An 11032-nucleotide genomic window follows, 5' to 3' on the forward strand; every position below is an offset into this window, starting at 1 on the left:
ATGGCAGGTGAGGCCATGGGCTTTTTCATTTTTGCTGTCTTGTCCTGAATAAGGTTTACAGCTTCCGGCTTCTTGTCAGGTACTCGTTGGTCGAGACCACGCTGGCATAGGCAAACGCCAGGGCCGCCATGAACGCCGCATGAACTTGCGCCGCCGGAACCGTCACGCCATTGAACTCCAGGTCACGGGTGGCGCAGGCGTCGTGGATCACGGTGACCGTATAGCCAAAATCCGCCGCCGCCCGGGTGATGCCGTCGACGCACATGTGGCTCATGCTGCCCACGACCACCAGTTCCTTGATGCCTTGTTCGTCGAGGATCGATTTCAGTTCGGTTTCGCGGAACGAGTTGACGAAGTGTTTGAGCACCACCGGTTCGTCGGCACGGTTGAGCACTTTCGGGTGCAACCTCGCGCCCTCGGAGTTCGGGGTGAAAAACGGCGCATCTTCAGAGGTGAATTCGTGGCGAATGTGCACCACTGAATCCCCTGCGTCGCGGAAGGCCTTGATCAGGCGGACGGCGTTGTCGGCGGCGGCGTCGGCACCGACCAGCGGCCACTTGCCTTGGGGGAAGTAGTCGTTCTGGATATCGACTACGATGAGCGCTTGCTTGGCCATGACTGTTTCCTCGAAGTGTGTGTTGGTGTGGAATGAAGTATTGGCTCTGGCAGGCGATCCGAGGATTGGCCGCACCGACAATAGAAGGGGGAAAACTGACAATGGACGCAGAAAGGGCAATCGCCGAACTAGGTGTACTGATCTATCCCGGCGCGCAGATGGCGGCGGTGCATGGTTTGACGGATTTGTTCGGGGTGGCCAACCGGATCGCCGCCGAACATCAGTCTGCGCAGTTGCCGCTGTTGCGGGTCAGCCATTGGCAGGTCGAGGGTGATCAGGCGCCGGTTCGGGTCTTCGACAGCCATCCTGGCCCGGAGCGCGCCCTGGTGGCCGTGTTGATTCCGCCATCGATCGGCGGTTTTTCCGAGGGCCAGGCGCCAAAGGGGTTGATTCGCTGGTTGCGTGAGCAACATGCCAGCGGCGCGACACTGGGCGGGGTTTGCGTGGGCTCTATCCTGTTGGCCGAAAGCGGTCTGCTCGACGGTCGTAGCGCCACCACTCACTGGACCTCGGCCAAAGCTTTCGCCGAACGTTATCCGGCGATCCGGCTCAAGGCCGATACGCCGATTGTCGATGACGGCGACCTGATTACCACCGCCGGGCTGATGGCCTGGTCGGAACTGGGTCTGCGCCTGGTCAACCGGCTGCTGGGGCCGAGCATCGCCACCAACACCGCGCGTTTTCTGGTGGTGGAACACAGCGATAGCGCCAGTGAGTGCGGCAGCAACTTTGCGCCGATCCTCAGTCATGGCGATGCGACGATCCTCAAGGTGCAACACTGGCTGCAAAGCACCGGAGCGACCGATGTGTCGCTGGCGGCGATGGCCGAAAAGGCAGGGCTGGAAGAACGCACCTTCCTGCGACGCTTTCGCGCGGCCACCGGGCTCAAACCCACCGAATACTGCCAGCACCTGCGAGTTGGCAAGGCCCGGGAAATGCTTGAGTTCACCAACGGCACCATCGACCACATCGCCTGGACCGTGGGTTATCAGGACCCCGGTGCGTTTCGCGCAACGTTCAGGAAAATCACCGGGTTGGCGCCGAGTGATTATCGGACACGTTTTGGGGTGAACTCTGGATCGGTCGCGCGGTAGTCGCATCACCTCGATTCCCTGTGGGAGCGAGCTTGCTCGCGATAGCTGTGTGTCTGCTACATAAATGTTGAATGTCATTCCCTCATCGCGAGCAAGCTCGCTCCCACAGGGTCGGGCGTGTGGGCTGGAATCGTGCAAAATGCCGGAGTATCAACGGGCGTCGTGCAGAATAAAACAGGCCACATGCCATCACTTCCTGCACAACGGGCTGATTTAAAACCCCTTTTCCCTCAACGGGCCTTGGCCTGATCTCTGCACCCCTTCAGCTACATTCATCAAACGTCGATTGAAGGGGGATGCATGACCCCGGCAAACCGCAGGAAACTGGTGGTCGCCCATTCGGTGCTCGCCGACGCGCCAGTGCATGAAGTTGAAACCAACCGCGCACTGGCCCGCTGGCTGGCGCAGATACTGGGGCTCAACTACGGCGGCAGCTACGACCCGCAACTGCATGCAGGGCGAGACCTCTACCTGTTGCCGACCCAGACCCTTGTGGGCGCTGCGGCTGCCCGGCAACTGGGGGTCAAGGGCCCGGAGGATTTGTGGGGCGGTTATGTCGACCACGACTTCATCTGCACCAAAGCCATCAGTCACGGATTGCTCAACCACCATGCCCATGCGCCGCGAGGCTGGGCTCCGTTGTTTTCCGAGCGGGTGCGCAGCGTGGTGCTCGACGGTCTTAGCGTGTTCTCCCTGAAGGATGCGCGCCCGGCGGCGGAGCATTTGCTGTACACCGGGCCGATCCGCCTGAAACCGATTCATGCCTGTGCCGGACGTGGTCAGGAAGTGATCAAAAGCCTCGACGAGTTCGATAACCTGCTTGCCCAGCCCGAGGCAGAGGCGATGTTCACCGAAGGCGTGGTGCTCGAACAGGACCTGGACCAGGTGATCACCCACAGCGTCGGCCAGAGTTTTATCGGCGCAAAGGTACTCAGTTACTGCGGTGATCAATACTTGACCGAAGACGCTCAGGGTGAACAGGTGTATGGCGGGTCCAACCTGCTGGTGGTGCCAGGCGGCTATGACGAATTGTTGAAGCTGGATCTGCCGGAAGACGTGCAACTGGCGATCCGCCAGGCACAGGTGTTCGACAGCGCGGCGGATGAAGCCTACCCAGGTTTCTATGCCTCGCGGCGCAACTACGACATCGCCCAGGGCATCGGCAGCGATGGCCGGCCACGCAGCGGTGTGCTCGAACAGTCCTGGCGCATGGGCGGCGCCAGCAGCGCCGAGGTCGCGGCCTTGCAGAGTTTCGTCAACGATCCGGGGATGTGCGCGATTCGTGTGTCTTCGGTGGAAACCTACATCGACCAGCCGCTGCCGGCGGACGCCATCGAGGTGTACCGCGGGCCGGCGCAGGCCAGTGACTTTCTCCTCAAGTACGTGACGGTTAAACCCTATGACGGCTAGAAGCGAATCCATTCAGATCGACATTGACGACGAACAGATGAGCGGGACCTTCCTGAGTCCCAAATCGAAAGTCCCCGGCGTGCTCTTTGTGCACGGTTGGGGCGGCAGCCAGGAGCGGGATCTGGAACGCGCCAAAGGTATCGCCGGGTTGGGGTGCGTGTGCCTGACCTTTGACCTGCGCGGGCACACCGGTGGCACCGGCATTCCATTGTCCCGGGTGACCCGGGAAGACAATTTGCGCGACCTGCTGGCGGCCTATGACCGCTTGCTCGCGCACCCGGCCCTCGATACCTCGGCGATTGCCGTGGTCGGCACCAGTTACGGGGGGTATCTGGCCTCGATTCTGACCTCGCTGAGGCCCGTGCGCTGGCTGGCGCTGCGGGTGCCGGCGCTGTATCGCGACGAGCAATGGCACGCGCCGAAACGCGACCTGGACAAGCTGGATCTGCGTGATTACCGAAGCACTCTGGTGCGTGCCGACAGCAATCGTGCCTTGCACGCCTGCTCGCAATTCACCGGGGATGTCCTGTTGGTGCAGTCCGAGACCGACGACTACGTGCCCCATTCGACGATCATGAGTTACCGCGCGGCGTGCCAGCAGACTCACTCGCTGACCCATCGCATTATCGATGGCGCCGACCATGCGCTGAGCGACCCGGTTTCGCAGCAGGCCTACACCTCGATCCTTGTCGGCTGGATTACCGAGATGGTGGTGGGGGAGCGTTTGAGCATTATTCAATCCCAGTGATTTGCGGTGTGCTTGCGGACGCCTTCGCGGGCAAGCCCGTTCCCACAAGGATCGAGGGTGTACATGGAATCTGTATCCACCAACAGACACTGTGGGAGCGGGCTTGCCCGCGAAGGCGTCCTCACAACCAGCACAAAATCACTTGGGTTTCTTCGCAATCCGCAATGACTTGGCCTTGGCTTCCACCAGCAGGTACATCACCAGGGCAATCAACAACGGCAGGATGAAATAAATCGCCCGATAGGCCAGCAGCCCCGCCACCAGGCTGCCCCGCGAAGCCTCGTGTTGCAGCAGCGCCACAAACACCGCTTCCAGCACGCCGAGCCCGGCCGGGATGTGAGTGATGACCCCGGCGATGGCGCTGATCAACAGCACACCCAGCACCAGTGGATAGTCCAGTTTGTTCGGTAGCAAGGTGAAGATCACCGCTGCCATCAGCGACCAGTTCAGGGCACCGAGGGCCAGTTGCAGCACGGCCATGCGCGGCGACGGCAGGTCAATCTCCACACCACGAATCACCCACTCCCGACGTTTGGCAAACCGGCACGCCACCAGGTATCCGGCGCTCAGCAGCAATAACAAAACCCCCACGCCTTGCAGCGCGCTACTGCTGAGCTTCCAGCCCGGCGGCATGCGTACCAGCCCGCTGCTGAACATGGCGCCGGCAATGACCATGTAACCGAACCAGTTGGTCGCCAGGCTCAGACCGAGGATTTTCGCGATGTTGCTCTTGCTGACCCCGAGCCGCGAATACAGTCGGTATCGCATGGCGATGCCACCGACCCAGGCGCTCAGGTTCAGGTTGAAGGCGTAGCTGATGATCCCCACGGGCAGAATCTGCTTCCAGGTCAGGTTCTGGCGGATGTAGGTGCGGCCGATCAGGTCGAAGCAGGCGTACACCAGAAAACTCACCAGGGTCAGCCCCGAGGCAATGATCAGTGTGCGCACCTTGAAATCGGCCAGGGTATCGAACACTTCGTTCCATTCGATGCGTTGGGCGAGCATCGTGAACAGCACGATCAGCATCAGGAAAAACAGCATCGTCAGCGGTCGTTTCCAGCGGCTCCAGTGCGTCTTTCCAGGGCTTTTGGCGTGAGTTGCCGTGTGGGGCTCAGTGCGGTTCATGGTCAGCGGCCCCGGTCGGAGGAGGAATGGGTTTCAGGCGAGGTTTATGCGCCGGCAACCAACCGGCCCACGCCGGGAAATGCCGCAGGCAGTGAAACACCAGAAAACCGACGGTCATGTGCCAGACACGCCCGCGTGGCGCGATGTCGTGAGACATGACCTTGCAATGGTTGTCGCTGAGGTCTTCCAGGCGATCGAACAGAACTCGATTGAAGCCACGGTCGCGGATCAGCACGTTGGCTTCCAGGTTCATCGACAGGCTCAACGGGTCGAGGTTACTGGAGCCTACGGTGCTCCAGTCTTCATCCACCAGTGCGACCTTGCCGTGCAGCGGACGGTCGCAATATTCGTAGATCTTCACACCGGACTTGAGCAGGTAATCGTAGGTCATGCGCGCCGCAAGCCTGGCCACCCGCATGTCTGGCTGGCCCTGCAGGATCAGCCGCACATCCACCCCTCTGCGGGCCGCGTTGCGGATCTCGCGCAGCAAGCGGAACCCGGGAAAGAAGTAGGCGTTGGCGATCACCACCCGGCGCTGCGCCTGGCGCAATACCTGGCGGTAAACCTCCTCGATGTCGGTCTGGTGTTCCCCGTTGTCGCGGTACACCAGCCGCACCTGGCCATCGTGATCGCTGAAGGCCAGTTCCGAACGCCGCTGCCGACGGCGGTGCCACCAGTATTTGGCGCGCGCCGGGCGACCGCATTGCAGCAGGGCAAAGTGATGGATGTCGGCCACGGCCGGGCCTTGTACTTCTACGGAATAATCCTGTTTGGCCTCGGGGCCGAAGTCGGCCAGATGATCGGCAGAAAAATTGATCCCGCCGACGAACGCGACGGTGCCATCGACCACCACGATCTTGCGGTGCAGGCGCCGGAACCAGTTGGTGCGGATGCCCAGGCGTTTCGGTGCCGGATCGAACATTTGCAGGTGCACGCCGGCCGCGGTAAGGGCGTTCAGGAACCCGGTACTCAGTTCGCCGCAGCCGAAGCCGTCGAGGCTGACGGTAGTGCGCACTCCACGCTGGGCGGCTTCGATCAGAATCTGTTGCAGCTCATTGCCGACCTTGTCCTCGAACAGAATGAAGGTCTCCAACAGGATTTCATTTTGCGCCCGGCGCAGGGCTTCAAACACCCGGGGAAAATACGCCTCGCCATTTTCCAGCAACTCGACCCGATTGCTGCCTTGCCAGCCGTATTCGACATCGACCGCTGTCGGCTCACGGGTGGGCGGAGCGGGGATGTGTTCCAGCGTGTTTTTTTCCATCGACTGGCTGCTCATAGCTCGATCTCCACCGACAGCGGGGCGTGGTCGGAAAGGTGCGACCAGGGCCGGGAGGTCAGCACTTGCGGATGGCTGGCCTTGAGGTTGCGTACGTAGATGCGGTCCAGGCGCAATGCCGGCAAGCGCGCGGGGAAACTGCGCGCCGGTTTGCCATGGTGCTCGGCGAAGACTTCGCGCAAACCGCTGGGTGTGAGCAATGCATCGGCGCGCTGGCGCCAATCATTGAAGTCCCCGGCGACAATCACCGGGGCGTTGCCGGGCAGGGCGTCCAGGCGCTGGGCGAGCAGCTTCAGTTGCGCGGTGCGATGGGTTTCGCGCAGCCCCAGATGCACGCAAATCGCATGCACCTCCTGGCCGTCGCCGGGCAAGCGCAACACACAATGCAAGAGCCCGCGGTTCTCGTGGCCGCTGATGGACACGTCGAGGTTGTCGTGGCGGATGATCTGGAACTTCGACAACAGCGCATTGCCGTGATCGCCCGCCGGATACACCGCATTGCGGCCATAGGCGAACTGCGGCCACAGGCTGTCGGCAAGGAATTCGTATTGCGGCATCGCCGGCCAGTTGGTGTAGCGCCTGGGGTGCTGTTCGTGGGTGCCGTGGACTTCCTGCAAAAACACCACATCGGCAGACACGCTGCGCACCGCTTCACGCAGTTCCGGCAGGATGAAACGCCGGTTGAGTGCGGTGAAACCTTTATGGGTGTTGACCGTCAGCACCTTGAAACGACAAGTGACGGACGGACCCTGTACCTGCATGTCGGTTGCGTTTGAGTGTGCGGGAACATCGGTGTGATTCGCTGTCATGTCGCCTCCCGCCTGACGGCCCCTGTTTTTGGATGACTCCGGGGCGGCGGCGAAAGTTTCGATGGGACTACGGACGGTACATTCTCTGTAGAGCACTACCGAACAACTGTAGGAGAGAGCTTGCTCGCGATGACGGCGGTCCATTCAACATGGATGTGACTGATAAGCCACCTTCGCGAGCAAGCCCGCTCCCACAGGGTTTATCAGTGGCCGGTGATCACGCGGGCAGAACCCTCGGCCGGTTCTGCATACACCGGGCCGAGGCGATCGAGACGTCCACTCCACGCGGTCAATGCCAGCGCCACCAACACCACCAGGCCACCGATCCATGCGGTGTGAATCAACCCCATGTGGGCGACGATCAGGCCTCCGCCCCACGCGCCACCGGCAATGCCGAGGTTGAACGCTGCGATGTTCAGGCCGGACGCCACGTCCACCGCCTGCGGGGTGTGATGCTCAGCCTGACGCACCACATACACCTGCAACCCCGGCACGTTGCCGAATGCCACGGCGCCCCAGACCAGCACGGTGGCCAGCGCGAGCCAAGGATTACCGGCGGTGAAAGTCAGCACGAACAACACGGCGGCGAGCAGGGCAAAGATGATTTTCAGGGCGCTGATCGGGCCGCGCTTGTCCGCCAGTTTGCCGCCCCAGATGTTGCCGACGGCCACGGAGATGCCGTAGACCAGCAACACCAGGCTGACGGTGCTGGCGCTGAAGCCGGAGAGGTCCTGAAGAATCGGCGCGAGGAAGGTAAAGGCAATGAACGAGCCGCCGTAGCCGACGGCCGTCATCGCATACACCAGCAGCAGGCGTGGTTGCTTGAGCACCTGCAATTGCTGCAACAGCGATGCGGGTTTGCTGTGGGCGATGTTTTTCGGCACGTAGATCAAGCTGCCGATGAAGGCGATCACGCCCAGGGCCGAAACGGCGAGGAAGGTTTCACGCCAGCCGAAATGCTGGCCGATGAATGTCCCCAGCGGCACGCCGGTGACCAGCGCCACGGTCAGGCCGGTGAACATGATGGCAATCGCGCTGGCGGCTTTTTCCTTCGGCACTAGACTGGTGGCGATGGTCGAGCCGATCGAGAAAAACACCCCATGGGCCAGGCCGGTGACGATCCGTGCGAGGATCAACGACTCGTAACTCGGTGCTTGCCACGCCAGCAGGTTGCCGAGGGTGAACAGCACCATCAGCGACAACAGCAGCAATTTGCGCGGAACCTTGCCGGTGAGGGCGGTCAGCACCGGGGCGCCGACGGCAACGCCAAGGGCATACAGGCTGACCAGCAGGCCGGCGGATGGCAGACTGACGCCGAGGTCGGCGCCGATGGTGGGTAACAGGCCAACGATGACGAACTCGGTCGTCCCGATGGCAAAGGCGCTGAGGGTCAGCGCGAGCAAGGCAATGGGCATGGCTGCAACTCCGGTGGATTCATTCGATGGAGCGCAGTGTCGTGGTTCGGATCGTGCGGAAAAATACAGGGACGAGCATTTGATATTTGCGTGCAGATCAAAGATCGTGAGGGCGGATGCATATTTGTGGCGAGGGGGCTTGCCCCCGTTGGGGTGCGAAGCGCCCCTAAAACCTACCATTCGAATTCATCTGATACACCGCATGCAATGGGTTTACGACTGCTTCGCAGCCGAACGGGGGCAAGCCCCCTCGCCACAGGAGATATCACTGTCCTGCTATTTGCGGGCAATATCCGAACTTGCCCGGTATTTCTCGATCAGTTCCTTACCGACACAGCCAAAGGAGCGGGTGTTTTGATCAGGCTCAAGACCGCGATACTGCTGGGAGCGTTGCTGTTTGTGGGTAGCGAGCAACTGGAAGCCGCCGCGATACCGGGGCTGCCGACCACCGCGACCGCCGCGACGCCGCCGGCCCATCCCGAACCGCTGGTGCAAGGCGGATTACTGGGGGCCATCAGTTCAAGCATCGACGAGGTCCAGACCAAACTCGATCTCAACGAAAACCTCCTCGACGTCTGGCGCCTGCGTGCCGACCTCGCGGCCGATGAAGTGGATCAGTTGGTCAATAAGCCATCGGCCCATTCGCCCTGGCGCGTCGCCGGCGATTTCCTGCTGCTGACCTGCGTGTGGGCGGCCGTGTTTGCCTGTCTTTGGCTGCTTGGGCGGATGGTCGCCAGGCGCCTGTGCGAGCACCGTCTGCTGCTCAGTCGCGAACGGGGCCAGGCGTTGCTCGGTTACGTGCTGCCCTACACCCTTCCCGCGGTGATCAGTCTGCCGTTGACGATTTATGCCAGCCAGCTTTTGCCGATATCGGCGGGAAGGGCGCTGGCGTTGTGTTTTGCCTATGCCACCAGTGCCGGGATCTTTGCCGCGTCATTGGTGCTGTCGCTGGTGGTGATGTTCAATGCCGGACACAAGCGGCGGGCGGTGCAGATTATTCGACAACACAGCCCACGACCGCTGTTCGGCATCGGTTTTCTGGTGGCCCTGAGCGATGCCCTGACCAGCCCGCAGATCGCCCATCAACTGGGCAGTAATCTCACCAGCAGCATCGCCGTGTTCACTGGATTGGCAGCGTCGATTTCCTTCGGCTTGCTGGTGATCCGCATGCGTCGCCCTGTCGCCCATGTGATCCGCATCCTGCCGCTGGCCCAGCGCCTCAGCCAGCCGGCGTTGCGTGAAACCCTGCGGATATTTTCCGGGCTCTGGTATTGGCCGATTCTGTTGATGGTCCTGGTTTCGATTATCAACCTGATCGGCGCCGGGGTGGACAACCAGAGGGTGCTGCGCAGCGCCTTGTTCACCACGCTGCTGCTGATCGCCACGGTGTTTCTCAGCACCACGCTGCATCATCTGTTCAAGACGCGCAGCGAAGCGGACCTGCGCCGCAGCAGCGCCTACAAGGAGCGCTTTCTCAATTTGTCACATGCCTTGTTGCGCATCGCCATGGCCATCGTGTTCATCGATATCCTCGGGCGGATCTGGGGCGTGTCGCTGTTCGAATTCGCGGTGACCAATGCCGTGGGCCGGGCGATCAGTGATTCCCTGGGCCACATCGGTCTGATCCTGCTGGTGACCTGGATGGTCTGGGTGGTGCTCGACACGGCGATTCAGGAAGCCCTGAATCCGCCAACCAACAAGCGCTCGGCGCGCCAGCCGAGTACGCGGGTGAAAACCATCCTGCCGCTGCTGCGCAACGCGATCAAAATCATCCTGGTGGTGATTTGCGCGATCACCACCATGGCCAACCTGGGGATCAACGTCGCACCGTTCCTGGCAGGTGCCGGGGTCATCGGCCTGGCGATCGGTTTCGGCTCTCAGCAACTGGTGCAGGACGTGATCACCGGGCTGTTCATCATCATCGAAGACACCCTGTCCATCGGTGACTGGGTGGTGCTCGATTCCGGGCATGCCGGCACCGTCGAAGGCCTGACCATCCGTACCTTGCGCCTGCGCGATGGCAAGGGCTTCGTGCACTCGGTGCCGTTCGGGCAGATCAAGGCCGTGACCAACCAATCGCGGCAATTCGCCTATGCGTTTTTCTCGGTGCAGTTCACCTACGACACCGATGTCGACAAGGCCATCGAGCTGATCCGCGAGGCCGGGCATTCCATCAGCAACGATCCGTTCCTGCGCTACAACCTGCAAGGGCCGCTGGATGTGTTTGGCGTCGACAAGATGGACCTCAACGGTGTGGTGCTGACCGCGCAATTCCGTACGGTGTCCGGTGGTCAATACGCGGTGAGCCGGGCTTTCAACCAGCGCCTGAAAAAGCTTGTGGATAACTGCCCGTGGGTGCATTTCGCGCAGACTTATCCACAGCAGGCGCTGGTGCCCAGGCATGCGGTCGAGCCGCCAGCCGAGGCGGGGCATGAGCCGGACCATTCGGCGGTGCTGATGCCGGATCGACCGCGGTCGCAATAGTTTTTTGTCGACAATACTGGCCTCTTCGCGGGCAAGCCCGCTCCCACAGGGT

9 protein-coding genes are annotated in these 11032 nt (G+C 61.6%); 4 read left to right on the forward strand and 5 right to left on the reverse strand.

Annotation, left to right across the window (positions count from 1 at the left end; genetic code table 11):
- Positions 1 to 55: 55 nt before the first annotated feature.
- A complete protein-coding gene (locus KGB20_RS02800; protein WP_154910609.1) occupies positions 56 to 616 on the reverse strand; it encodes a cysteine hydrolase family protein in 561 nt (186 codons plus the stop codon).
- Positions 617 to 717: 101 nt separating this feature from the next.
- On the opposite strand from KGB20_RS02800, the gene KGB20_RS02805 reads away from it, so the two are divergent.
- The 3 genes from KGB20_RS02805 to KGB20_RS02815 all read left to right on the forward strand — a co-directional run bounded on the left by KGB20_RS02805 (position 718) and on the right by KGB20_RS02815 (position 3868).
- Positions 718 to 1710, forward strand: coding sequence for a GlxA family transcriptional regulator (locus tag KGB20_RS02805; protein ID WP_057713106.1), 993 nt, complete (start codon positions 718 to 720; stop codon positions 1708 to 1710).
- A gap of 300 nt (positions 1711 to 2010) precedes the next feature.
- The gene (locus tag KGB20_RS02810; RefSeq protein WP_154910610.1) at positions 2011 to 3120 is read left to right on the forward strand and encodes a DUF3182 family protein; all 1110 of its coding nucleotides are present in this window, start codon (positions 2011 to 2013) and stop codon (positions 3118 to 3120) included.
- Complete coding sequence (locus tag KGB20_RS02815) at positions 3110 to 3868, forward strand: alpha/beta hydrolase family protein (RefSeq protein ID WP_150814480.1); 759 nt, start codon at positions 3110 to 3112, stop codon at positions 3866 to 3868. Before KGB20_RS02810 ends, KGB20_RS02815 begins: the two co-directional genes overlap by 11 nt.
- Positions 3869 to 4006: 138 nt before the next feature.
- On the opposite strand, the gene KGB20_RS02820 is transcribed toward KGB20_RS02815, so the two are convergent.
- From KGB20_RS02820 to KGB20_RS02835, 4 genes are all read right to left on the reverse strand, one after another.
- The gene (locus tag KGB20_RS02820; protein ID WP_154910611.1) at positions 4007 to 4993 is read right to left on the reverse strand and encodes a lysylphosphatidylglycerol synthase domain-containing protein; all 987 of its coding nucleotides are present in this window, start codon (positions 4991 to 4993) and stop codon (positions 4007 to 4009) included.
- Entirely contained in the window at positions 4980 to 6272 is a 1293-nt protein-coding gene (gene clsB, locus KGB20_RS02825; RefSeq protein WP_154910612.1) for a cardiolipin synthase ClsB, read from the reverse strand. Before clsB ends, KGB20_RS02820 begins: the two co-directional genes overlap by 14 nt.
- Positions 6269 to 7033, reverse strand: coding sequence for an endonuclease/exonuclease/phosphatase family protein (locus tag KGB20_RS02830; protein ID WP_223508782.1), 765 nt, complete (start codon positions 7031 to 7033; stop codon positions 6269 to 6271). The genes clsB and KGB20_RS02830 overlap by 4 nt, the downstream gene beginning before the upstream one ends.
- A 251-nt stretch (positions 7034 to 7284) precedes the next feature.
- Positions 7285 to 8496, reverse strand: coding sequence for an MFS transporter (locus KGB20_RS02835; RefSeq protein ID WP_154862088.1), 1212 nt, complete (start codon positions 8494 to 8496; stop codon positions 7285 to 7287).
- Positions 8497 to 8850: 354 nt separating this feature from the next.
- Between KGB20_RS02835 and KGB20_RS02840 the strand changes: the two genes are divergently transcribed.
- Positions 8851 to 10980 carry a mechanosensitive ion channel family protein gene (locus KGB20_RS02840; protein WP_223532011.1) on the forward strand — a complete coding sequence of 710 codons (2130 nt, stop codon included), beginning with the start codon at positions 8851 to 8853 and terminating at the stop codon, positions 10978 to 10980.
- The last annotated feature ends 52 nt before the right edge of the window (positions 10981 to 11032 follow it).

The sequence above is a fragment of the Pseudomonas sp. BF-R-30 genome (assembly GCF_019956175.1).
Classification (GTDB): domain Bacteria; phylum Pseudomonadota; class Gammaproteobacteria; order Pseudomonadales; family Pseudomonadaceae; genus Aquipseudomonas; species Aquipseudomonas jessenii.